This is a genomic window from Endozoicomonas ascidiicola (assembly GCF_001646945.1).
In the GTDB taxonomy this organism is placed as follows: domain Bacteria; phylum Pseudomonadota; class Gammaproteobacteria; order Pseudomonadales; family Endozoicomonadaceae; genus Endozoicomonas; species Endozoicomonas ascidiicola.
On record NZ_LUTV01000008.1, the window covers coordinates 219,755 to 242,028 of the forward strand.

A 22,274-nucleotide genomic window follows, 5' to 3' on the forward strand; every position below is an offset into this window, starting at 1 on the left:
CTGGCTTTATTCTGTACCTTATGCTCGTTAAAGCTGATGGCTTACGATAATTTCTGCGTCCAACGATCGTTTCCCATGGCACGTCATAGCCAGATATGCCCGGGAAACATCATCCCTGCACACAAAACCAGAAATTTCATCTCTGAAGGCCTTTGGTGCACCCAGAATGCCAACCTGCATGTGCGACAAGCAGAAGACTTTGATGAAGAAGCCTGGCTTGATCTGAAAAACATCAGTCGTCATGAAGCCGCCGTACAGCTAAGGGAACAAGCTGCCCCCTTCTGGTCTGGAACGTTGGAGTATACGACACAGCTTGTCTGGGACTGGCAGGATTGTCAGCTGATTACGGACGGTAGTATCTGTGGTATTGATGTGGACTGTGATACAGACTCTGAAGGAAACACATTCTGCACCTCTACACCAAGGACTTGTTTCACCGATGTCACTATTCACGAAAAAACGTACTGCAGCCCGAGCCAACTGGAGTTTGATGTAACGTTTCTAAAGAAGGAGTTTGCAAACTGGAACCCTGAGATTGCAGGATATATTGATCGACTGGCCAATGGTTACGACTTGTTACCCGGGGAAGAGGAGCCTGTTACGGTCAAAAATAAAAGTGCCACAAATTATAGTTGGCTCACCCCAGCATTGGCTATTGAGGATCCCAAAAACGATTACTCTATTCATCAAGCAGTCCATAACCAGACAGCGGAAAGCCTCTCCTGCCGCGTTAACGGTCATGATAAAATCAGCTTCACGGTAACAACTGAACACCGCATAGCCTCATTTCCCCCTAATGCTTTAAGCTTGCCCAGAGCTTACGACAATGAGCCAATATCACCTTTAGTCTGGCAATCGGCAATGGGGCTAAACGGCGACAGAGAAGAAGAGGGCTTTCCCGAATCCGTCAGGGTTCAAGACCTCTCAGCTGCCGCACTCAACGAAGTGTCAGAAGACGTTTCCCAGAAACTGAAAAATGTCGTTATTCGTGTTCAATTATACGAGCCGTCCTTCTTTGGAGAGAGGTTGAAATCAACTATCTATATCGATGAAGCCAAAGGTATACAGCAAACCCTGAACGCCATCTCCAGTGACCAGAAAATCCGCCGTTCGACCCTGTGGGAATTTAAACTGAAGAATGGCGATTACCCTGAGAAAAATCTTTACCGAACTATGGTGCCATCCATTGCCTACTACCCTGGCAAGATCTTCTTGTCCGATGATGGTCTCAGCTATGATGACCATCTGGCGCCAGATACGGAATACACCCTGAAGCTAACGGTATACCAGAAAAACATGCCATTCTATAACCAATCCTGCGATATCGATCCTGACGCATGGTACTGCAGCGCATGGTATTTCCTCTGGGATATCTTCAGCCCCGGCTGGCAGGAAGACTATTACTTTTCCCAGAAGAGTCTGGATCTCAAGTTTCGTTCGAACTCAAATGTTGATGAAAGAACGTGGCTGTCGAGTTTTTGGCAGGTTACACGGTACGCTCAGGTTGCCATACCAATAGGCGCTATTGCACTCTCTGTTCTGGCCTTTATTTAATCTTCTTCCACGCACGCAGCAATTAAGAACAAGCCATTAAGAACAAGAGTCATCCAAAATCCCGAAGGAAATAAGCAACTTACTTACTTACTTACTTACTTACTTACTTACTTACTTACTTAATAAGCCTGACTCGCAGAACCATAGACACACGTTGAATAGGTAAGGATCGAATACTTTCTAAAGGGTTTCTGATAAGCTCTATCTATTACCCTATTCGCATTTTATAAGCACGACACAACAGACATGAATGTAACCATTAAAACTCCGGAAGATATTGAAAAGATGCGCATCGCCGGCCGTCTGGCTGCTGAAGTGCTCGAAATGATTGGTCCTTACGTGAAGCCCGGTGTTTCAACCGGTGAGCTGGATCGCCTCTGCCATGACCATATCGTCAATGTGCAAAAAGCCATTCCTGCACCACTCAACTACGGTGCCGCACCCGGTCGTCCAGGCTTTCCAAAGTCTATCTGTACGTCCATCAACCAGGTGGTTTGTCACGGTATTCCCAGCGATAAGAAAATCCTGAAAAGTGGTGATGTGCTCAATATTGATATTACTGTTATCAAGGAAGGTTGGCACGGCGACACCAGTAAAATGTTTCTTGTTGGCGATGTTCAGCCTTTTAACGAGCGTCTGGTACAGGTGACTCAGGAATGTCTCTATCTGGGCATTGAGCAAGTGAAACCCGGTAATCGCCTGAGAGACATTGGTCGTGTTATTGCCAACCACGCCCATGCCAATCATTTCTCCGTGGTTGAAGAGTACTGCGGTCATGGTATCGGCCAGGTGTTCCATGAAGATCCACAGGTCATCCACTACGAAGGCTACAATGATAAGAATGATTGTGTACTGCAAGAAGGCATGACATTCACTATTGAGCCCATGATCAATGCCGGTAAAAAAGGCACCAAACTTCTGGGTGATGGCTGGACAGCTGTAACTAAAGATCGTCGCCCTTCGGCTCAGTGGGAACATACCATTGTTGTCACAGCCACTGGTTGTGAGGTTCTGACTAAGCGGGCTGAGGAGGAGTCTTTCTAAACTTTTCTCTATGCTTATTCGGTACCCTAACGCAGTTTGAGCGATGTGCGACGGCTTTCCCCAAGACTGTCGCACATTAATCACCCCACCTGACTTCGACCGTTTTTCACCGGTTTCAATAACTTCAGCCACTCATTCTTCGTTTCAGAATTTTCTCTATCTGGTTGAGCTTCAGACTTTCTCAGTGCTTCCTTGGATACACATATTGTCATCACGGTATTAGATACCAACTGACACAAAGGAAAAGTCCGAATTTTACCTCGAACTGTTCCAATAACCTCAACAAGTGATAATTCACTAAGTACTGACAGAATATTGCAACTGTCTTGATGATGATTATTCAAAGCAAATACCGGTTGAGCACCTTTCAACTTCTCTTTATGGATAAATACGGTAGTTCCCTCCAATCGAAGAAATGGCAAATCGATATAAATCGACTTGGAATATGATTTCTCTTTGGGACGCCATAACTGCAAGCAAGGCTCTGCTTCCTCCCGGTTCAGAACAAAAACAAGGCTAGTCTTTGACTTATTGGGCACCCCCTGAAACATCAACCTTGCACCTACACAAGAATCAGGGCGATTACTTGATGACTCACTATTTAAAGGCTGTATCCATCGATCAACTAACTCCGTACGCTCTACCTCAATACATTCTTTTGTCTCTTCTGAGCAATGAGCAAAACCAACAATCAATGCAGGATCAGGGCACTGTTTGACAGCGTATATATTATGTTTACCTTGATTACTGTGTGTAAACACTCCCTCTTGAAGCACGAATGGTTCTTTCCGGCTTACAGTTGCACCTACAGTCATGGCATAATCTCTTCAGCTCTCGTTCCTGTCACATCGGTTGCAGCTCAACTAAACAGACACCGGTAAACAGACACCGGACATTTAGATTCGAGTTTCAAATAATGGTTCAAAGATAACGACTAATAATGAATACGCCCTTCGAGCATATCCCAGACGAAATCAAAGAAAGTCTGTTCAACAAAAGTCAGTTTCGTGCTGACCTGACTATCTCCAAAACCCCAATTCCTGCCTATAAAAAATGCATCAAAGAGGCGACTGATAAAATGTCACTGCTGTTTAAGGACGGCATGGATATTGAACAGCTGGTGTATAGCCGCGCATGGTTTATCGATCAGGTGTTGCGATTGGTCTGGGAGCACCTGAACTGGAACCGGGGCTGCCCGGTAGCACTGCTGGCAGTGGGTGGTTATGGTCGTGGCGAGCTTCACCCCGGCTCCGACATTGATATTCTTATTCTGCTTGAGGAAGCACACTACGAGCAGCATCAGAAATCCATTGAAGAATTTTTAACCCTGCTCTGGGATATTGGCCTGCAAGTTGGCTCCAGTGTTCGATCCCTGAAAGAGTGTGCCGAACAGGCTGCCAGTGATCTCACCATCATCACCAATTTGATGGAGTCCCGGGTGATTTCCGGGCCAGAATCCCTTCACATACGCTTGATGGATTCTATTGATACTGAACATATGTGGCATAGCCAGCGTTATCTGCAAGCCAAGTTTGATGAGCAACGTGCACGACACCGTAAGTACAATGATACAGAGTATGACCTTGAGCCCAATCTCAAAGGTTCTCCCGGTGGGTTGAGAGATTTGCACATGCTCGGTTGGGTCGCCCGCCGACATTACGGCACCCACGATCCGGCAGAGCTTCTTGAACTGGGATTCCTGACCATTGTCGAATATCAGCAACTGCAAAAATGCCGGGCTTTTCTCTGGAAAATCCGCTGGGCTCTGCACACACTCACCGGCCGCAGCGAAAACCGGCTGCTGTTTGATCACCAGAAAGCCCTGGCCAATGAGTTTGGTTATCACGATCACACCGGCGCTCTGGCGGTTGAACAATTCATGCAAAGCTATTTCAGAACAGCCATGATTGTCAGCCAGCTGAAAGACCTGCTCCTCCAGCATTTTGACGACAATATTCTCAGCGCCCACTCGCCACAGTTTGTGCGCAGGATCAATGACCGATTTCAGATCTGCAATAACTACATTGAAACCGTTAATGATCGGGTGTTTGCCGAATACCCCCCGGCGATTCTGGAAATGTTTGTGTTGATGACCCGGGATCAATCCATCCTCGGGCCCACCGCAGAAACCATTCGACTGATGCGAGACTACCGCCATCTGGTGGATCGCACATTCCGTAAAGACCCTCGCTGCAACAAGCTGTTTCTTGAATTAATGCGTGCACCTTATGCCCTGACAGCCACATTGAGACGGCTGGCAAGGTACGGCATTCTGGGTCGCTACCTGCCGGAATTTGGCAAGATTATCGGGCAGATGCAGTATGATCTATTTCATACCCTGACGGTGGACGCCCACACCTTACTGCTGATCAAATACCTGCGCAGCTTTGCCTACGGCAAAACGTCTCATGAAAAGAGCGCCCGATTCCCAATTGCTTCCCGCATAATACATCGCATACCAAAACCGGAACTGCTCAATATTGCTGCCCTTTACCATGATATTGGCAAGGGCCGTGGCGGTGATCACTCTCAATTAGGCGCGGTAGACGCTCAACAATTTTGCCGAACCCATGGTCTTAATAAAGACGACACATCACTTATTGTCTGGCTGGTTCAAGAACATTTAACCATGTCCGTAACCGCTCAGAAAAAAGATCTTTCTGACCCTCAGGTCATTCAGGATTTTGCCAGACAGGTCGGAACACGCGATCGTTTAAAATACCTGTATCTCTTAACCGTGGCGGATATCAACGCCACCAACCCCGGGCTATGGAACGGTTGGCGGGCATCTTTGTTGCAACAGCTCTATAACCAAACACTACAGCTGTTAAAACGTGGGATTGATAAGCTGCCAGACCTTGATGAACAAATTGCCGAGACGCAGGAGCAGGCACAACAACTATTGATCGACAAAGGATTTGCCAAAAAACAGATTAATGATCTGTGGCACTTGTTTAACGAAGATTATTTCCAACGCCATCAAAGCGAAGAAATCGTCTGGCAAACCGAAGGTATTCTGAACCACCAATCCGACACGCCATTGATCCTGATCCCGGAAGTGGATGAAGACTATGACAACCAGGGGTCCTGTGTTTTTGTCTACACGCCGGATCGCCCCAACCTGTTTGCAGCCATTGTGGCCGCCTTTCACCAACTGGGGCTGGCGATTCAGGATGCCCGAATCATCACTTCTGATAACAATTTCAGTCTTGATACCTTTCGGGTGCTGGAAGAAGACGGATCTGCTATCGGCGCCAACCCTGCCAGAATTCGGGAGATTCAACATCACTTGCAGAATGTACTGGCAGCACCGGACGGATTCCCTAATGTCATTCGCCGCCGCACACCAAGGCAGTTAAGGCACTTCAGCCGAGAGCCAGAAGTCATCATCAGTAATCAGATTGATCCCAGCCAGACCGTTCTGGAAATAACCGCAACGGATCGCCCCGGATTGCTGACACTCATCGGAAAAACATTTGCAGAACTTGAGCTTCAGGTGCAAGGCGCTAAAATCGCCACTTTTGGTGAGAAAGTAGAAGACAGTTTCTTTATTTCCGACCGGAACATGAATCCGATTGAAGATGAAGTCATGAGCCGGAAAATCTGCTCAGAGTTGTGTGATGTACTTAGGGAAGCCTCCAAACTGGATGCTATCACCTCCTAGGAGGCTGTCGGACTTGAAAGTAAAAACCGGAGATGGGCCGCAATAAAGTCAAAAATCACAGAATCCAGTCTGGAAGTGCTGTTTATGTCGTCAGTCTCTTTTGCCCAAATATCCAAATGCATGCGACAAATAACCTGTAAGCTGAAATAAACTGCATAAAAATGATACTTTCCTGAAGATCTTTCAGCATCAGCGTAAACATCCGCTTCAGGTTAAAACCCATGCACAGAAGATCCCATTCAGCAGACACTGCTTCAAGACCACGGACCAGAAATTGACGGTATCCCATCACTTCCTTCTGTATCCCAAACGTTGGCTCAATGGTGCTTTTTCTCAATGCATACACCGCCCGTCCTTCCCGGGTTTGCAATCGCCAACGCATCAACTCCAGTGCGGTAACATCATCGCCTGCGGGCATCGGCTCATCGGGCTTAAAGCGCTCCAGTAAAGGTTTGTTATGGGCATCCTTCTTTTCTGCAATGTAAGGGATAGCTCCAAACTTATCCACAGCAGACACATTGCCCTGACTGAAGTAGCCCGTGTCGGCAAGAATCGCGCTGGGCTTGCCAATCTGCTCTGCACGAGAGGCCAGTTCTTCGAGGGCAGGCGCTACCTGTTGTTTGTCATTGGTCGCCTGAGTAATATGATTTTCAACAATAAGACCACTGTCGTTATCTACTGCGGCCTGCGCATTATAAGCCTGTACAAAACCGTTAGCAGACGTTGGCATTATGCGAGACTCCGGATCTGTCAGGTTGACTTGATCTTTGTCCCTGGGACCCGGCGTAGGGGCTTTCGGTTCTTTGCCCCGTGGCTTTTTTCCCGTATCTCTGATCGCATCACGACGGGCAACTTTGTCCTGGAATTCTGCCAGCTCTTGCTGATAACGTTCTTCAGCTCGTCGCTCAATTTCAGCTTTGGCATCGGCAATCACCTTGAGGCGATCTTCCCTGCGTTTCAGCTCATCAGGAATGGATAATTCGTCTGGCAATTTTTCAGTATCTGCTTTTTCAGCCATCCTGAGGAGCTCTTCAACTTCTGCCTTGAGCTGCTTTTCGAGCTTGCATGCGTGCTTGTAACTGAGCGCCTTGTGTTTGCTGGCATTGGCCTTCATCTTGGTTCCATCGAGGCTGATGGTTCCCAGCTTCAACCATTCTGCCTGTTGCGCAATCAACAATATCTGAACAAAAAGTTCACTGATTTCTTTACGGAAGCGCTGGCGAAAGGTGTTGATACTGTCGTGATCCGGATGCTCGTTGGCGCAGATATATCGAAAGGCGATGGAGTCATAAGTTGCTTTCTCCAGTTTGCGACTGGAGAAGACACCTGTTGCATATCCATAGAACAATAACGACAGCATGAGGGATGGATGCCAGGCTTTAGAACCCCTTCCTTTATAGGCGCTGATCAAAGGTGTGAGGTCTAGCTGCTCAACCACCTCTACAACAAAGCGAGCAAGATGCACCTCTGGCAGATAATCCTGAACAGTGGCAGGAAAAAAGTCAGGGATGTCTCGGTCAATGGGTCTGAAAGTCCATTTGTTCATTGGCTGGCTGTCTTTTACGATCTTGCGGGTATTATACTCAAAAGTTGTTCTAAGTCCGACAGGCTCCTAGGAGCCGCTGAGCATGCGACGCATCGTCAACAGACCCTAGCCAAGCAAAAGTCAATTATCGTACAATTTCGCGCCTTTTTTACCCTTTATCATAATAAAGGGTATTTATTATTAACATGCACACCAACCAGCAGAGGCAGTACATATGATCTATGCCTATAGTGCTCAGGAAAACCGATTTTCCATTGACCGGGTTACTCCAGATGTTCCTCCGGCTAAGGGCACTATATGGTTGGAAGCAACGGAACCGGACATTGATGAACATCAATGGTTGAACACCTATTTTCCAGGTTGTTTGCCCGATGAAGACGACCTTGGGGAAATTGAGATTTCCTCCCGTTACTATGAAACCGAAAGCGGCATTCATATCCGCTCACTGTTTCCCCATCGTGCGGGTCATGAGCTGAGAAACATCAACGTCGCTTTTAACCTCCGGCCTGATCAGCTGATCACTCTGCAGGATGAGCCCACCGGCCTGTTCCGGCTGATGCGCAAACACCTGAAAACCCAGCATATCCATGCGGCCACACCACTGGATATTGTCATTGCACTGTTTGATGCCAAAGTGGAATATCTCGCGGACACCCTTGAAGAAGTGTACGAAGATCTGGAAGAAGTCAGCCAGAATACACTCTCTGAAGATATTCGAGATGTAGACGTGGATGAACAACTGCGCACCATCACTCTGCAGGAAGATTTAAACGGCAAAGTCCGACTAAACCTGCTGGATACCCAGCGTTCTTTGCGTTACCTCATGAGAGCCTGCAACAATATTCTCAGCGATGGGCAGAAGGATGATATTCGCGAAATGCTAAGGGATATTGAATCTCTGACGCCCCATACAGGCTTCCTGTTCGAGAAGATTAACTTCCTGATGGAATCTACCATGGGTTACATCAACCTTGAGCAGAACAACATCATCAAAATTTTCTCGGTAGCGGCCGTCATGTTTATGCCGCCGACATTGATTGCCAGTATTTATGGCATGAACTTTAAAGTGATGCCGGAGCTTTCAGTAGAATATGGCTATCCGCTGGCGATAGGTTTGATGTTACTCAGTGCGCTTTCAACCTTCCTCTTCTTTAAACGAAAAGGCTGGCTATAACCTTTCACACCCAACCTTACAAAATTGTATAGTTCCGGAAAACTCGGTGAAAACCTATGGTCGTATAGTGTGCACATCGACAGGGCAAACACCTGTTCACACTAAGTCACCGAGTTCGAGGAACTGACGAATGAAAGCGAAGCGTATTTTCAAGCCTGCTGCACTGGCCACGATTCTGGGAATGAGCACTCTGATGTCCGCAGGCAACCTCTTTGCCGATGATGCACCAACATCTATAAACGAAGATGCCATCTCACTGCTGCAGGCCGTGAAAATTGCCCGGCAGCATACCACCGGCGCTGAACCTTTGCAGGCAGAGCGTGAGGTCGAAATGGGCCAAACCTTTTATGAAATCACACTGACCACTAAAGATGGACAGGAGATTGAAACCGATATCGATGCGCAGACCGGTGCCGTCATTCTTTCCAGAATGGAAAAAGAAGACCGTGATGATGCCCGTGAAAATGCACTGCTCTTTTCCGGCATCCAAAGCGGTAAATTCCTTTCTCTGGAAAAAGCACTGACACAAACGGAGAAAGCCATGAACGGCAGGGCGTGGACCATTGACATTGATCACGATCATAACGAAGTGGAATACGAGGTAGAACTACTGGGCGAAGACAACCGTCGTCTTGAAACCCGGTTCACTGCCAACACTGCCACGTAATAGAGAGTTAAGATGACAAAACGTCTCGACAAAAATGCAATCATGACCAAACTGAAAGCCATCGTTGTACAATTGAAAGCTCAACTGAGCACTCAGCTGAAAACCAACGCCAGCGGAGGAAATGTGCTGAAGAACATTCTCGGCATGCTCTCCTACTCTCTGGTCATCGTTTTGGGTGTGATCACACTGGGCGTCTGCTTTCTGGCTGGCATTATTGCGCTCATCGCCGCAAAGTTACAGGTTGCCACAGAGGCTGAGGCAGAAACCAAAAGTGAACCTAACTGCAGTCCAATCGTTGCGGCATAGCCGCAGCGATGCTTTTTAAGAGTTATCGATAATTAATGCGTATCCTTCTAGTAGAGGACGATGTCAGCCTAAGCCGTTTTATTGAAAAAGGGTTGCGCGAGGCTGGCCATCAGGTTGAAGTGGTTGATGATGGTCGACATGCCATGACACTGTGCCTGACCGAACAATACGACGTTGCCATTGTAGACCGAATGCTGCCGGGGCTGGATGGTCTGTCACTGGTGAAAGCCCTGCGAGCCGCCCAGGTGACGACTCCGGCTTTATTTCTGACGTCGTTAGGCGGTGTGGATGATCGTGTTGAAGGGTTGGAGGCGGGAGGTGATGATTACCTCACCAAACCTTTTGCTTTTTCTGAGCTGCTGGCCAGAGTCACGGCCCTGTCCCGACGGTCTCAGGCAAAGCCAGCAGAAACGGCTCCAGAATTAAAGTACGGCGACCTGTCGTTAAACCTGCTGGAAAGAACGGTCATGCGTCAAGGTCAGTATCTGGATCTACAGCCTAAAGAGTTTCGCATTCTTGAACTGTTTCTGCGTCACCCTTCCAGAGTCATTACCCGCACCATGTTGCTGGAGCATGTCTGGGACATTCATTTTGATCCACAGACCAGCGTCGTAGAAACTCATATCAGCCGGCTTCGTAACAAACTGGAAAAGCCCTTTGGTGATACGTTAATTCAAACGGTCCGAGGCGCGGGTTACAAACTGGAGTTCAAACCCTCCGAGTCCACTTTATGAGATCATTTTTAAGCAGATCATTCATGAAAGGTCTGAGAGGCTGCCAGCCTCTCTTTCAACGGATTCCATTCCATGCTCCGCAATGGATGAAAAGCTCTGCCGTGCAGCAGGGCCTGCTGTTTGGTCTTACGATGATTGTCAGCCTGGTACTGATGGCTGCGATTACCCTGCTCTATGTGGATCATGAGCTGGAGAAACAAAATCGGGAAATCGTTAAGGAATCCCGGGAATTAGTCCGAGGGAAAAGTCGTACCATTGACGATGACCCCATTGATGATGACGATGTTCTGGAAATCATGACCTCCGGCTTTATCCTCTCCGGCTTGCTGGCGTTACTGTTTACGTCTGGCATCGTCACACTGCTCAGCCGGTACAGCCAGAAAAGAATTTCCCGAATTGAGCACGTACTGAACAGTGCTGCCGAAGGTGATTTGTCAGCCCGCACCGGGGAGGATCATGCGTTTAATGATTTGGCACGTATCTCCCAGTCGGTGGATGAAATGCTCTCCCGGCTTGAGGGATCGGTCGCATCTCTAAGGGATATCTCTGCCAACATCGCCCATGAATTAAAAACTCCCATTACCCGATTACGCCATAATCTGCTGACGCTGCAGGAAGAACTATTGGATGTCATGCCAGACTCAAATGGAACGGTGGCGCGGGAATTAAACAACGCTCTGGAAGAGTCAGCACGATTAGCTTCCATCTTTGATGCGCTCTTACGTATTTCTCAAATTGAGTCTGGAGCGAGAAGAAGTCGCTTTGCACTTCAAGATCTGAACACAATTGTGGACACAGTGGCCGAAATTTACAGTGATGTCGCAGAAGATGCCGGCATGAGCCTGATTAATGACAAGCAAGATAGCCCTGTCACCATCATGGGCGATCGGGAACTGCTGATTCAACAGGTGGCTAACTTAATTGAAAACAGCCTGCGCTATTGCCCCGAAGGCAGTGTTATCAGGCTCCGCACAGGCGCTGACCTTGAACACAAAATAGCATGGTTAAAAGTTCAGGATAACGGCCCCGGAATTTCTGAAATCGAAAAAGAGCGGGTGTTTGAACGAATGTATCGGGTGAATAAAAGTCGCACCGATGGCGGATTAGGATTGGGGCTGTCGCTAGCCAAGGCCATTTCTGGCCTGCATCACGGTTCCATTGAATTACAGGATCAACATCCTGGCCTTGGTGTTGTCATTCGCTACCCCCGAACTTAGGATTTGTCCCGAAATAACTTTCATATTTCAATTAACGTTATCCGTTAACCGTTGTCCGTTGTCCGTTGTCCGTTGTCCGAAAAAGCTGAAGCCACCCTCGCTTTACGGATTACGGATTACGGATTACGGATAGCGGTCTCAACGATGCTTCAAGACCTCAGTAAATGTGGATCTTATTTCGGACAGTTCCTTAGGAACTACCGGTACTACCACTTTTACAGATAGCGTCCATACTGTTAGCAGGCTGCCTGAAAGCCATTCAGGCCATTTCATCACATGCTGACAGGAGCAGAATCCCGGAGAAAAAGTCTACAAAAGGGATACTGATTTTAACTACCATGAATCACGCTATAAAACAAACGCTGAGCCTGCAAAATACTATTGGCATGGGCTTTATGGCTTTTGCCATGTTTTTGGGGGCCGGTAACCTTATCTTTCCTCCGTTGATTGGCTTTATGGCCGGAGAGCAGGTGTGGTACGCCGCCGCAGGGTTTCTGGTTACCGGGGTGGGGTTACCGTTGCTCGGTATCGTCGCCATTGCCAGGGTCGGGGGGGATTTCAATAATATCAGTCAGGAGCTGCCGAAAGGATTGGTGATTGCCCTTGCGTCCTCTATCTATCTGATCATAGGCCCTGTCTATGCGGTTCCACGCACCGCACTGGTTGCCTTTGAGGTTGGCATTGAACCGTTTCTGCCCAGTAATAACGCGCATGTGCAACTGATATTCAGTCTGGTGTTTTTTTCCATTGCCTGGTACTTATCCATACGCCCCGGCAAGTTACTTGAGACAGTTGGCAAACTCATTACCCCGGCGTTAATCATCCTGCTTACTCTACTGGGTCTATCGCCGGTTTTTGCCCCCCTTGGCAGCCCTGGCGAATCTCTGTCAGTCTATCAGGAGACGCCACTGATCAGTGGTTTTCTGGAAGGGTATATGACCATGGATACGCTGGCAGCCTTAATGTTTGGCATCGTGATCATTACCAATCTGAAATCCCACGGCATTCAAGACAAAACCAGCCTTTTTCATTACAGTATGACCACAGGCATTATCACTGCTATTGGCCTTTCTTTGGTTTATCTGTCTTTGTTTTATCTCGGCGCTACCAGTCGGGCGATCATTACATCACCAGAAAATGGCGGCCAGATTCTGGCCTCCTATGCACACTTGATGTTTGGCAGCACGGGCGCAATTATGCTGGCCTGCGTCGTCACCCTCGCTTGCCTGACTACAGCCATTGGCTGCATTACCGCCGCCAGTGAATATTTCGATGAGCTTTTCTCTTTTGTCAGTTATCGAACCGTGGTAACCATCGTCAGTGCAACCTGCGTGGTGTTTGCCAATATGGGTGGATTGGGAGAAATTATTGAACTGTTTATTCCCGCACTTCTAGTGCTGTACCCTATTTCCATTGTCCTGATATTGTTGGGTTTGTTCCGGCACCGCTTGCCACACTCTGTGTTCATTTATCGCTCAACACTGGCCACTGCATTTTTATTCAGTGTGATTGATCTACTTAAAGACCAGAGTCACCCACTCTTTGCTCAACTATTAAGTGTCTTCGATTGCCTCCCGGGATATCACAATCACATGCTCTGGGTCTTACCTGCCTTAACGATGTTTCTGATCAGCCTGACGTTAAGCCCACTATTTAAACAACCAGAGTCGTTAAGTAATTAATGCAACTTTGCTAATGCAACGTTGCCAACCTGCGAAGAGTCAGAAATGTGACCCATTTGGATTTAATGCAGTTCTACGGATTGCAATCTTCAGAGGATCAAGTAAGCTTGCGCGCTTTTAGTTGCCGGTATTTCAGCTACTATTCTGTTGGACTTTCTTGCTGATAACGGCAACAGCCATGGCTGCGCACATCTGATGCGTGAAAACCTATTTTCAAAGAACAGTAGTCTTATCACATGTTCCGCAACTTGGCCCTTCCCGCTGTAATTTTTTCCATCATGATTTTAACTGGTTGCCAGACTCTACAATTCAAGGATCGTCCAAAAAAAGACGATTCCCGTATAATTCAATCGGTGCCCCAACCGGCATTACCTCAACCGCCTGCACCTGAAGACAAACCAAAACAACCTGAGACACACACGATTACCATTCGTGAACAGACAATTCAGACACCTGCCCACCTGGAAGGTCGTTTGGTATTAGGCCTGAATGAAACCGCGTCTCTACCCAACCTTGACCTGACCATGATATCCAAACTGGATACTGGTGCAGAAAACAGTTCCGTGGATGCCCGTAATATTCAGCTATTCGAGCGCGATGGTAAAAAGTGGGTGAAATTTGACCTGAGCCGTACCTCCAAAGGCACTGTTCCCATGGAGCTACCGACCAAAGGCACCATTCGGATCAAGCGCCCCGGACTCAGCGCCATTGAACGCCCTGTCGTTCAATTAACCATCTCCATTGGTGAGATCACTCAGTCTGTTCCCGTTTCACTGACCGATCGCAGCCAATATGAGTCACCGCTGTTGATTGGTCGTAGCTTCATGCAGGACCTAGCGGTGATCGATGTTAACCAGAAATTCATTGCCACCAAACTCGTGTTAAAGTCCAGCAATCGTAAAGTGTTGGTACCCGTAACACAGAAATCCTACACCCGGGCTATTATCAAACCCGTCAGCGTCAAAGGTCTGGAAACCATCGGTGCCATTGAAAACGTACTGATCAAAAATGCCAGTATGATCCTGAAAGCCCGCATTGATACTGGAGCGCAGACGTCCTCCATCGATGCAAAGGAAATGGAACTGTTCCGTAAAGACGACAAACGCTGGGTACGCTTCAAGATTCTCGATACCTCCGGGGACATGATTACTCTTGAAGAACCGATTGTTCGTATGGTGCGCATTAAACGTCACGGTGATGATAATGATCGTCGCCCGGTGATCAAGCTGAAAACTCGCATTGACGGCATTAAAGCAGAAGCCGAATTTACACTCCGTGATCGGGAAAACTACAACTTCCCGGTACTGATTGGCGCCAGCTACCTGGAAAAGCGAGCGCTGGTGGATGTGTCTCAGGAATACATTACCGAGCTTTCTAATACAGAGCTTTCAAGCACCGCCAGCACCAAGGAGTAAGTTAGGGCATGAATGGTCGTTTTCAGCTGGGTCTTATGATTGCCCTGCTCATTGTTGCCGGCCTCGGGCTGGCAATGTACAAACATTTTGCCCTTGGGTTTCCCCTGTTCAGCCACGATGTGTCCAAGGTGTGGAGCATTGAGGCATGGGTAACGTTTAAAGCTGAAGACGAACCGGCACAAGCCAGCCTGACATTGCCAGACCAGCAATCCGGTCTGCGCATTCTTGATGAATCCTTTGCCTCTCCCGGTTATGGCATCAACCAAATTGATGAAGGTGGCCAGCAGCGAGCCGTCTGGAGTATTCGTCAGGCGGACGGTCGACAGGATTTATTTTATAAAGTAAAGCTTCATCTGGAGCCGGACTATGACAAAAAGATCCATGATGAACCGGAAGCCGTCATTCCTCCGGTACTGCCAGAACCCTATCAAACCGCAGCCTTGAGTTTATTGAAGCAGGTAAAAGAACACTCTTCTGACCCTTCCAGCTTTGCCGGCACACTCATCAACCACTTTATTGCCAAAGAGCCCAGCCAAAACACCAACATGTTATTGGGCATGACAGAAGAAGGCACATCACTGCCTAAACTGCTGGTTAATTTGCTCAATATGAGTGAGATTCCTGCCCGCATCGTGCGCGGCCTTCATCTGGAAGATGGACGACGAAGACAGCCTATTGTTGATATGATCGAAGTATACGACGGCAATCAATGGCATCTGTTCAACCCAAGAACCGCCAAGCGTGGCACACCGGAAGACTTTTTCCTGTGGCAACGGGGCGCCAAATCCCTGTTGGATGTGATGGGTGGTGTTGGCTCCGATGTTACTTTTTCCATGATTTCCCGTAATGTCCCGACCCGCGAGCTGGCCATCACAGAAGCGAAACAGGACGGCGCAGCACTGATTGATTTCTCTATTTACACCCTGCCGCTTGAAGTTCAAAACGCCTTTAAAATCATTCTACTGATCCCGATTGGCGTGCTCGTTGTGCTGGTGATGCGCATCATTGTTGGCCTCAAAACCTCCGGTACCTTTATGCCGGTTCTGATTGCCATGGCTTTTCTGCAAACACAGCTGTTGCCAGGATTAACCATATTTATCTCGCTCGTCTCCATTGGTTTATGGATTCGCTCGTTCCTCAGCCAACAGAATATGTTGTTGGTCGCGCGGCTGGGGGCGGTCATTATCGTGGTTATTCTGATCATGGCGGCCATGAGCATCCTCAGCTGGAAACTGGGCATTACCCAGGCGCTGACGGTGACCTTCTTCCCCATGATCATCTTGGCCTGGACCATCGAACGGATGTCCATTCTCTGGGAAGAAGAAGGTCCCAAACACGTAGTCACGGAAGGCGGCGGCAGTCTACTGGTTGCCACCATGAGCTATCTGTTAATGTCCAATCCTATTGTTGAGCAGTTGACGTTTAACTTCCCAGAGCTGATGTTAACCCTGTTGGGCCTTGTTCTGCTGCTCGGTCAATACACCGGATACCGGTTACTGGAGTTGAAACGCTTTTATCCATTGGTTCACTCAATAAAAAATCATCAGTCAAGGTGACTTACGTTATGAGAAGTCATGGAAAGTGCACGCCATGAGTAATTTCAGCTCCTACCTGCAAACGCTGCTGGCAAAGCTGTCCATCTGCACCCCGGCACAATTGGAAACAGCGGGTATTCTCAGTATGAATGCCCGAAACCTGAACTATATTTCCAGATATAACCCAAGGAGTTTGCTGCCCCTGGTGGATGACAAACTCACCACCAAACGCATGGCGGAAAAATCCGGGGTTGATGTTCCCAAACTCATCGGTGTGATCGAGTACCAATCGGATATCCGCAAATTAAAAGACATTCTGGAGCCTCTGGAACAGTTCGTTATCAAGCCTGCCAAAGGCAGTGGCGGTAAAGGCATTTTGGTCATCACCAGTCGTGACGGCGATCGTTATGTCAAAGCCAGCGGTGAAAGTTTATCGTTTGATGCTGTCAGCCGGGATGTGTCCAACATTCTGGGTGGTCTTTACAGTCTTGGCGGCAAAACCGATGTGGCGGTGATTGAAAGCCTGATTGTTGCGGACCCTATCTTCAGTAATTACAGCTTTGAAGGTGTGCCGGATATTCGCATCATTGTTTTCCGGGGCTTTCCGGTGATGGCCATGATGCGCTTAGCCACCCGCGCCTCCGATGGCAAAGCCAACCTCCACCAGGGTGCCGTAGGCGTTGGTCTGGACATCGCCACCGGTAAACCTCTGCGCACGGTTCAGCATAATCGCCCGGTTCAGAATCATCCGGACACAGGTCATGACTTCAGCAAACTGAACGTGCCTCACTGGCAGAAAATACTGCAGCTGTCTGCCAACTGTTTTGAAATGACCGGCCTTGGCTATCTTGGTGTCGATTTGGTGCTTGACCAGAATCTTGGCCCGTTAATCCTTGAACTGAACGCCCGCCCCGGGCTCGCCATTCAAATCGCCAACGGTCAGGGCATTGAGCCAAGATTGAAAGCCATTGAAGCCCTGCGCAAACACGATATTTCTATTGACGAGCGAGTCGCTTTTTCACAGCAATATTTCGGTGCAGATTGAAACACCGAAAAAGAAACTTACAACCAACACTCTAAAAAATTAGGCCAAATCAGGCATAATCAGCGTAGTGATCACTAATTTTCACGTACTTCAGGGTTCTGTACTTCACAGAACTCTAAAGACTGTGTAAAAATGAGGTTTGCTCCAACACTCCAGGAAGGAGGCTCGGGTGCAAACTTCACAGCAAGGAAAGCTAGCATTAGTTAGTATTACATGGTCGTTCAGAAGCGCAGCCCAGCCTTATGGCTCAAGGTCTGTCTGCTCATCGCCGGGTAACTACTTATCAGTAGATCACTATAAGGAAACCGGCTCTGTGTTAAGGACAACCAGCCACTATCTTGCTGACCATATTCCACGGCCTATCAAACGCCGCTGGATACATTCTCTGTTGCTGACCTTTTTTTCCTGTTTTTTACTGCATTCCACCGCAATACATGCCCAGCCAATAGTGCTCAACGGTGAAGGTGCCATACCTGTCGAATTAAATCCTATTGATGCCCCAAAAGCTATTTTTCTCAGTACTGCCCCCCAGCATCAGAGCCGTGCAGACTGGTATCAACTGGATGTCACACAACCGAGCTTTTCTACAGACGACTGGCTATTGGTATTCCGACAGGTCCCCCACAGCAAACTGGATGTTTTTGCACCTGCAAACGGCGGCTATCGTCTTGTTGCCATGGGGCTGGACAGTAGCCGCAACGGCATCAAACAAAACACTCTGGAGCTCAACACAGCGCCAGGACAAACCAGCACATTTTACCTGCGTCACAATAAGGTAACACCGAATCAGCTGTTACCAGAGCTCTGGCCTGCGATGGCCTATTTTGATACTCTCAGCAATCAAGATGCCGCCATCAGCTCTGCTATTACGCTGTTGATCGTGGCGTTGGTGTTTCTGTTTGGCCTGACCATGCACAACAGAACCCGCGCCATGTATTTGCTGATCAGCCATATGCTGGCATCGACTCTAATGCTGCTGATGTGGGATGGCGATATTTTTCGTAATGTCACCTGGCTGGGAAACCCCGGCCACTGGTTAATGCTGGTCACCACCGGTGTGATCGTCACTGCCATCGCCTGCTATCGTTCTCTGACTCTGTTGCCAGTGTATAGCGTCAACGTCGATCGACTGGTATTGTCACTGACCGCCATGGGCTTTGCCATTGTCGTTTATGCCATTACCGCTTCCGACCCAGTGGCAGACCCAATACTCACAGTAGCGGCCACCAGCCTCTTGTTGAGCCTGGCTCTGGTAGTAATTACCAGTGGTTATTGTCTCTATAACAACATCCGACCGGCACGATTAGCGTTTCCGGCATCCCTTATTTTACTGGGATTTCTGAGTTGGTCCTGGTCTACTGAAATGTGGCCCAGAAGCATGCCCACCTTTAATGAAGTCTTTTTCCTTTCACTGCACGGTGCGTTACTGCCACTGTTCTATTGGTACGGGCATTACCACAATCTACAGCACAGCGTTGCTATCAATGCCGTAGCGCCCACCAGCAGTAAGCGTCGGGTTTTTGAATCGGCTCTTCGCCAACACCTCCAGACTCTGGATGCCCCCATGCCAGAGTCTGAAATTACCCAGCGCATTCTGGCCACCTGTGAAACCGTGATTCCAGAAATTCCGGCCATTATGCTGCAACATCAAGGGGATCAATGGCAGGTTGAAGGCAATCACCTTAATATCGCCGCCAATCTTCGCAAGCAATTACCGGACATTGAAAATGATCTGATGAGTGTAATTGCATCGGGATCAGGCACACGAATCAATTTCAAAGATCGATTCGGTACCATTTTCTGGTTGTTCCCCTTGAGTATTGAGCCCAGTCAGAAAATCATTCTGGCGCTGATTCCCATGCGACAACACCGGAATGCCAATACATGGCAAACCGCCTGTGATATCAGCAGCCACGCCGCCACGCTGGTGCAATCCAATCGTCAGTCGTTATTCTGGCAACAACAGGCCAGTCTTGACTCATTAACCGGCCTGCTGAATCGAAGAGCCTTCTGTGAAGAATCAGAAAACGTGATTCATCGCCAACGAACCAGTCATAATCCAGAGCCGTGCTGCGCACTGTTCATGGACATTGATAACTTCAAGCAATTTAACGACCAGCTGGGGCACAACACCGGCGACCTGATTTTGAAAAATACCGCCAGCCTTTGTAAAAAAGCCTTACGCCAGCAGGATATTCTGGGGCGCTTTGGCGGCGAAGAGTTTGTCGCCCTGTTGCCAAATACCGAACCCTGGCAGGCATTTCGGGTAGCAGAGCGAATTCGTTATGCCGTTATGAATGCCAAGCTCTGTGGACCAGACAACCAGCAACCCATCACCATCAGTATTGGCGTCGCCGCCATGAGCAGCACCGTCGACTCTCTGGAAAAACTGATGGCAGATGCTGATAAGGCAATGTATCGAGCCAAAGAAAAAGGAAAAAACAAAACCGCCATCAGCGCTGAGTTGACGGATGTTCGACTGCCCCATGGAGAGGCTGTCGTAAAAGGTAGCTAGGAGGCTGTCGGACTTGAAAGTAAAAACCGGAGATGGGCCGCAATAAAGTCAAAAATCACAGAATCCAGTCTGGAAGTGCTGTTTATGTCGTCAGTCTCTTTTGCCCAAATATCCAAATGCATGCGACAAATAACCTGTAAGCTGAAATAAACTGCATAAAAATGATACTTTCCTGAAGATCTTTCAGCATCAGCGTAAACATCCGCTTCAGGTTAAAACCCATGCACAGAAGATCCCATTCAGCAGACACTGCTTCAAGACCACGGACCAGAAATTGACGGTATCCCATCACTTCCTTCTGTATCCCAAACGTTGGCTCAATGGTGCTTTTTCTCAATGCATACACCGCCCGTCCTTCCCTGGTTTGCAATCGCCAACGCATCAACTCCAGTGCGGTAACATCATCGCCTGCGGGCATCGGCTCATCGGGCTTAAAGCGCTCCAGTAAAGGTTTGTTATGGGCATCCTTCTTTTCTGCAATGTAAGGGATAGCTCCAAACTTATCCACAGCAGACACATTGCCCTGACTGAAGTAGCCCGTGTCGGCAAGAATCGCGCTGGGCTTGCCAATCTGCTCTGCACGAGAGGCCAGTTCTTCGAGGGCAGGCGCTACCTGTTGTTTGTCATTGGTCGCCTGAGTAATATGATTTTCAACAATAAGACCACTGTCGTTATCTACTGCGGCCTGCGCATTATAAGCCTGTACAAAACCGTTAGCAGACGTTGGCATTATGCGAGACTCCGGATCTGTCAGGTTGACTTGATCTTTGTCCCTGGGACCCGGCGTTGGGGCTTTCGGTTCTTTGCCCCGTGGCTTTTTTTCCGTATCTCTGATCGCATCACGACGGGCAACTTTTTCCTGATATTCTGCCAGTTCTTGCTGATAGCGCTCTTCAGCTCGTCTCTCAATTTCTGCCTTGGCATCGGCAATCACCTTGAGGCGATCTTCCCTGCGTTTCAGCTCATCAGGAATGGATAATTCGTCTGGCAATTTTTCAGTATCTGCTTTTTCAGCCATCCTGAGGAGCTCTTCAACTTCGGCCTTGAGCTGCTTTTCGAGCCTGCATGCGTGCTTGTAACTGAGCGCCTTGTGTTTGCTGGCATTGGCCTTCATCTTGGTTCCATCGAGGCTGATGGTTCCCAGCTTCAACCATTCTGCCTGTTGCGCAATCAACAATATCTGAACAAAAAGTTCACTGATTTCTTTACGGAAGCGCTGGCGAAAGGTGTTGATACTGTCGTGATCCGGATGCTCGTTGGCGCAGATATATCGAAAGGCGATGGAGTCATAAGTTGCTTTCTCCAGTTTGCGACTGGAGAAGACACCTGTTGCATATCCATAGAACAATAACGACAGCATGAGGGATGGATGCCAGGCTTTAGAGCCCCTTCCTTTATAGGCGCTGATCAAAGGTGTGAGGTCTAGCTGCTCAACCACCTCTACAACAAAGCGAGCAAGATGCACCTCTGGCAGATAATCCTGAACAGTGGCAGGAAAAAAGTCAGGGATGTCTCGGTCAATGGGTCTGAAAGTCCATTTGTTCATTGGCTGGCTGTCTTTTACGATCTTGCGGGTATTATACTCAAAAGTTGTTCTAAGTCCGACAGGCTCCTAGCTCAATCAAGACAAAACTAATAAATGCAATTTTTATACTGTAAATGAACATTTTCAGCTATTAATAACGCAGTATTGGCAAGCACAGTCCTTGTTCAACAGCCTCATTCGACACACTGCACCAGCCACAACATCAAACCTATGATTTGAACTTTACGCTGTTCGTACGGTCAACTAATGATCTTATAGCGTTTATCGAGCCGTTAAACATGGGCAAGATCAGTAGCAATTCACACACTAGACCACGGAATCAACAACATGGGTCTGCAAATGATAGAGTTCTTCACAAACTCAACTCAGCCAGCCGGCAATTCAGGCGCCCTTCCCCGAAGGTAGACTTCACCCGACATATTCGCGCAACACAAAAGCCATCTTTATTTAAAACCATTTGCACGCGACTGATTAAGTTATATAACCCTTCAGAAAGACCACAAATCGCAGCATCGAAAGCACATGTACCAACCTTACCAACGAAACCTGAGGCAATATCCAGGTACCTAAGCCAGAAGCAACTATTGATTGAGCGGTGTCAGGATTACCTCCCTGAAGGTATGGGCAAAG

Annotated in this window: 14 protein-coding genes and 2 pseudogenes; 13 read left to right on the top strand and 3 right to left on the bottom strand. The window is 48.2% G+C overall.

Going from position 1 to position 22,274, the window contains the following annotated elements:
- The first annotated feature begins 75 nt into the window (after window positions 1–75).
- Both AKL11_RS21420 and map read left to right on the top strand, forming a co-directional pair.
- A complete protein-coding gene (locus AKL11_RS21420; protein ID WP_245673549.1) occupies window positions 76–1,554 on the top strand; it encodes a hypothetical protein in 1,479 nt (492 codons plus the stop codon).
- 246 nt (window positions 1,555–1,800) lie between these two features.
- On the top strand, window positions 1,801–2,598 hold the full coding sequence (gene map, locus AKL11_RS21425; RefSeq protein WP_067521796.1) for a type I methionyl aminopeptidase: 798 nt from the start codon (window positions 1,801–1,803) through the stop codon (window positions 2,596–2,598).
- A gap of 80 nt (window positions 2,599–2,678) precedes the next feature.
- On the opposite strand, the gene AKL11_RS21430 is transcribed toward map, so the two are convergent.
- Complete coding sequence (locus AKL11_RS21430) at window positions 2,679–3,413, bottom strand: hypothetical protein (RefSeq protein ID WP_067521797.1); 735 nt, start codon at window positions 3,411–3,413, stop codon at window positions 2,679–2,681.
- A gap of 125 nt (window positions 3,414–3,538) precedes the next feature.
- Between AKL11_RS21430 and glnD the strand changes: the two genes are divergently transcribed.
- Window positions 3,539–6,262, top strand: coding sequence for a [protein-PII] uridylyltransferase (gene glnD, locus AKL11_RS21435; protein WP_067521799.1), 2,724 nt, complete (start codon window positions 3,539–3,541; stop codon window positions 6,260–6,262).
- A gap of 190 nt (window positions 6,263–6,452) precedes the next feature.
- On the opposite strand, the pseudogene AKL11_RS21440 reads toward glnD, so the two are convergent.
- Window positions 6,453–7,808 (bottom strand): annotated as a pseudogene (locus AKL11_RS21440) (IS1182 family transposase); the annotation flags it as partial.
- Window positions 7,809–8,022: 214 nt separating this feature from the next.
- On the opposite strand from AKL11_RS21440, the gene corA reads away from it, so the two are divergent.
- From corA to AKL11_RS21490, 10 genes are all read left to right on the top strand, one after another.
- Window positions 8,023–8,982, top strand: coding sequence for a magnesium/cobalt transporter CorA (corA, locus tag AKL11_RS21445; protein WP_067521804.1), 960 nt, complete (start codon window positions 8,023–8,025; stop codon window positions 8,980–8,982).
- A gap of 130 nt (window positions 8,983–9,112) precedes the next feature.
- A complete protein-coding gene (locus tag AKL11_RS21450) occupies window positions 9,113–9,649 on the top strand; it encodes a PepSY domain-containing protein (protein WP_067521806.1) in 537 nt (178 codons plus the stop codon).
- Window positions 9,650–9,661: 12 nt separating this feature from the next.
- A complete protein-coding gene (locus tag AKL11_RS21455) occupies window positions 9,662–9,955 on the top strand; it encodes a hypothetical protein (RefSeq protein ID WP_095210597.1) in 294 nt (97 codons plus the stop codon).
- Window positions 9,956–9,990: 35 nt separating this feature from the next.
- Complete coding sequence (locus AKL11_RS21460) at window positions 9,991–10,689, top strand: response regulator transcription factor (RefSeq protein WP_067521808.1); 699 nt, start codon at window positions 9,991–9,993, stop codon at window positions 10,687–10,689.
- Window positions 10,690–10,712: 23 nt separating this feature from the next.
- Window positions 10,713–11,906, top strand: coding sequence for a sensor histidine kinase (locus AKL11_RS21465; protein WP_067521810.1), 1,194 nt, complete (start codon window positions 10,713–10,715; stop codon window positions 11,904–11,906).
- 338 nt (window positions 11,907–12,244) lie between these two features.
- Window positions 12,245–13,588, top strand: coding sequence for a branched-chain amino acid transport system II carrier protein (gene brnQ, locus AKL11_RS21470; RefSeq protein WP_067521812.1), 1,344 nt, complete (start codon window positions 12,245–12,247; stop codon window positions 13,586–13,588).
- 278 nt (window positions 13,589–13,866) lie between these two features.
- Window positions 13,867–15,003: an ATP-dependent zinc protease family protein gene (locus AKL11_RS21475; RefSeq protein WP_172807353.1), complete on the top strand. Its 1,137-nt coding sequence runs from the start codon at window positions 13,867–13,869 to the stop codon at window positions 15,001–15,003.
- Window positions 15,004–15,011: 8 nt separating this feature from the next.
- Window positions 15,012–16,559 carry an inactive transglutaminase family protein gene (locus tag AKL11_RS21480; RefSeq protein WP_067521814.1) on the top strand — a complete coding sequence of 516 codons (1,548 nt, stop codon included), beginning with the start codon at window positions 15,012–15,014 and terminating at the stop codon, window positions 16,557–16,559.
- A 34-nt stretch (window positions 16,560–16,593) separates the two neighbouring features.
- Window positions 16,594–17,583 carry an alpha-L-glutamate ligase-like protein gene (locus tag AKL11_RS21485; RefSeq protein ID WP_067521816.1) on the top strand — a complete coding sequence of 330 codons (990 nt, stop codon included), beginning with the start codon at window positions 16,594–16,596 and terminating at the stop codon, window positions 17,581–17,583.
- A gap of 169 nt (window positions 17,584–17,752) precedes the next feature.
- Entirely contained in the window at window positions 17,753–20,098 is a 2,346-nt protein-coding gene (locus tag AKL11_RS21490; protein ID WP_172807354.1) for a diguanylate cyclase, read from the top strand.
- 190 nt (window positions 20,099–20,288) lie between these two features.
- Here AKL11_RS21490 and AKL11_RS21495 read toward each other — a convergent pair.
- Window positions 20,289–21,644 (bottom strand): annotated as a pseudogene (locus tag AKL11_RS21495) (IS1182 family transposase); the annotation flags it as partial.
- Between the last annotated feature and the right edge of the window lie 630 nt (window positions 21,645–22,274).

Excerpts from the sequence above, each read along its gene's own strand:
- AKL11_RS21420 (WP_245673549.1), top strand. The coding sequence starts at position 76 with ATGGCACGTCATAGCCAGATATGCCCGGGAAACATCATCCCTGCACAC.
- map (WP_067521796.1), top strand. The coding sequence starts at position 1,801 with ATGAATGTAACCATTAAAACTCCGGAAGATATTGAAAAGATGCGCATC.
- AKL11_RS21430 (WP_067521797.1), bottom strand. The coding sequence starts at position 3,413 with ATGACTGTAGGTGCAACTGTAAGCCGGAAAGAACCATTCGTGCTTCAA.
- glnD (WP_067521799.1), top strand. The coding sequence starts at position 3,539 with ATGAATACGCCCTTCGAGCATATCCCAGACGAAATCAAAGAAAGTCTG.
- corA (WP_067521804.1), top strand. The coding sequence starts at position 8,023 with ATGATCTATGCCTATAGTGCTCAGGAAAACCGATTTTCCATTGACCGG.
- AKL11_RS21450 (WP_067521806.1), top strand. The coding sequence starts at position 9,113 with ATGAAAGCGAAGCGTATTTTCAAGCCTGCTGCACTGGCCACGATTCTG.
- AKL11_RS21455 (WP_095210597.1), top strand. The coding sequence starts at position 9,662 with ATGACAAAACGTCTCGACAAAAATGCAATCATGACCAAACTGAAAGCC.
- AKL11_RS21460 (WP_067521808.1), top strand. The coding sequence starts at position 9,991 with ATGCGTATCCTTCTAGTAGAGGACGATGTCAGCCTAAGCCGTTTTATT.
- AKL11_RS21465 (WP_067521810.1), top strand. The coding sequence starts at position 10,713 with ATGAAAGGTCTGAGAGGCTGCCAGCCTCTCTTTCAACGGATTCCATTC.
- brnQ (WP_067521812.1), top strand. The coding sequence starts at position 12,245 with ATGAATCACGCTATAAAACAAACGCTGAGCCTGCAAAATACTATTGGC.
- AKL11_RS21475 (WP_172807353.1), top strand. The coding sequence starts at position 13,867 with ATGATTTTAACTGGTTGCCAGACTCTACAATTCAAGGATCGTCCAAAA.
- AKL11_RS21480 (WP_067521814.1), top strand. The coding sequence starts at position 15,012 with ATGAATGGTCGTTTTCAGCTGGGTCTTATGATTGCCCTGCTCATTGTT.
- AKL11_RS21485 (WP_067521816.1), top strand. The coding sequence starts at position 16,594 with ATGAGTAATTTCAGCTCCTACCTGCAAACGCTGCTGGCAAAGCTGTCC.